The sequence below is a fragment of the Myxococcus sp. CA039A genome (assembly GCF_013336645.1).
GTDB classification, from domain to species: domain Bacteria; phylum Myxococcota; class Myxococcia; order Myxococcales; family Myxococcaceae; genus Myxococcus; species Myxococcus llanfairpwllgwyngyllgogerychwyrndrobwllllantysiliogogogochensis.
The window spans coordinates 1-2,016 of record NZ_JABUMQ010000617.1 but is presented as its reverse complement, the minus strand read 5'-3'; the positions used below and the strand labels follow the sequence as shown (position 1 = coordinate 2,016).

The 2,016-nt window shown below is 67.6% G+C and carries 1 protein-coding gene; it reads left to right on the top strand.

From position 1 onward, the window contains the following. Nucleotides 1-2,016, top strand: a 2,016-nt coding sequence (locus HR086_RS46405; RefSeq protein ID WP_254626768.1) for a condensation domain-containing protein, incomplete at both ends; no start/stop codon positions are given.

Sequence of the window (2,016 nt, the reverse complement as noted above, 5' to 3'; positions counted from 1 at the left end):
GACAAGAGGTTGGTGGGGTACGTGGTGCTGGGGGAGGGCGTGGAGTGGGAGCCGGAGGTGCTGCGAGAGGCGCTGGCGAGGAAGCTTCCGGAGCACATGGTGCCGCCTGCGCTGATGAAGCTGGAGGCGCTGCCGCTGACGCCGAGCGGGAAGCTGGCGAGAAGCAAGCTGCCGGCGCCAGACGTGGAGAGCCTGCGGGGCGCGGCGCCCTTCGTGGCACCGAGAGACGCGCTGGAGGTGCAGTTGGCGGAGGCCTTCGCGGCGGTGCTGAAGCTGCCGCGCGTCAGCGTCACCGACAGCTTCTTCAGCATCGGTGGCCACTCACTGTTGGCAACCCAGTTGGTGGCGCGCATCCGCGCCTTGCTCAAGGCCGAGGTTCCCTTGAGGACTCTTTTTGAAGCGCCATCTGTCGCGGCGCTCGCGAAGCGCATCGAGGCGGATGTCCGGCTCAAGCCTGGCAACGCTCCGCAGTCGATGCTCGCGCGAGCGCGTGCGCGGTTCCGTAGTTCCAACGAGCAGGGAGACACGGAGGAAGAGATGCTCTCTTTTGCCCAGCAGCGGCTTTGGTTCCTGGACCAGTACAGGCCCGGCAGTCCCCTCTACAACATCCCCGCCGCGCTCCGGTTGAAGGGCGCGCTGGATGTGCAGGCGCTCGAGCGGGCCTTCACCGAACTGGTGCGACGCCACCAGTCCTTGCGCACCGTCTTCCAGTCCCGTGAGGGCAAGCCGGTCCAGGTCATCTCGCGAGGCGAGCCCCTGCGGATGCGGCTGCCGCTTCAAGACCTGGCGCCACTGCCGGAGTCCGAGAAGGAAGCAGAGGCGCTGCGGCTGGTCTGGGCCGAGGCCCGACGGCCGTTCGACTTGACGCGCGGCCCCCTGCTGCGCACGGGGCTGGTGCGACTGGATGTCCACGAGCACCTTTTGCTCGTGACGATGCACCACATCATCGCGGACGCCTGGTCCATCGCCGTGCTCATCCGCGAGGTCGTCACGCTCTACGAGGCGTACAGCGTGGGGCGACACTCCCCGCTGTCGGAGCTGGGCCTTCAGTACGTGGACTACGCCGCCCAGCAGCGAGAGTGGCTCCAGGGCGATGTCCTGGAGCGACAGCTCTCCTGGTGGAAGCAGCAGCTCGAGGGCGCACCGTCATTGCTGGAGCTTCCCACCGATCATCCGCGTGCCCTGGATGCTCGCAATCCAGGCGCGGTGATCAAGGTGGAGTTCTCACGGGAACTCACCCGGGCCCTGGTGAGCCTGTGCCAGCGCGAGGGCGCCACGCTGTTCATGGGGCTCCTCGCGGGACTGCAGGCGTTGCTGTCGCGGTACTCGGGACAGGAAGACATCTGCGTGGGGGCACCCATCGCGGGTCGCCAGCAGATGGAGACCGAAGAGCTCATCGGCTTCTTCGTGAACACGCTGGTGCTGCGCACGAAGCTGAAGGGAGACCCGACGTTCCGCGAGCTGCTGGGACGCGTGCGTGAGACGACGCTGGGGGCGTACTCGCATCAGGACGTGCCCTTCGAGAAGCTGGTGGAGGTGCTCCAGCCCGAACGGCAGCCGGGGCACACGCCGTTCTTCCAGGTGGCGATGGTGTTGCTCAACACCCCGCCCATGGAGCTCGCCACGCCGGGACTCTCCTTCGAGTCCGTGGACGTCGACAGTGGCACCGCGAAGTTCGACTTCACGTTGATGCTGCGCGAGACGCCCACCGGTCTGACCGGGACGCTGGAGTACCGCACCGACCTCTACGAGCCCGCGTCCGCGGAGCGACTGGTGGCGCACCTGCAACGGCTCCTCGAGGGTGCGGTCGCCAACCCGCTCCAGCGCCTGTCCGAATTGCCGCTCGTCTCGGAAGCGGATCGACGCCTCGTGTTGGAGGCGTGGAACCCTTCAGCCACGGGCCCACGCTGGGAGGTCTGCGCGCACGAGCTGGTGGAGGCGCAGGCGGGGAGGACGCCGGAGGCGGTGGCGGTGGTGTTCGAAGGGGAGGAGCTGACGTACGCGCAGTTGGAGAAG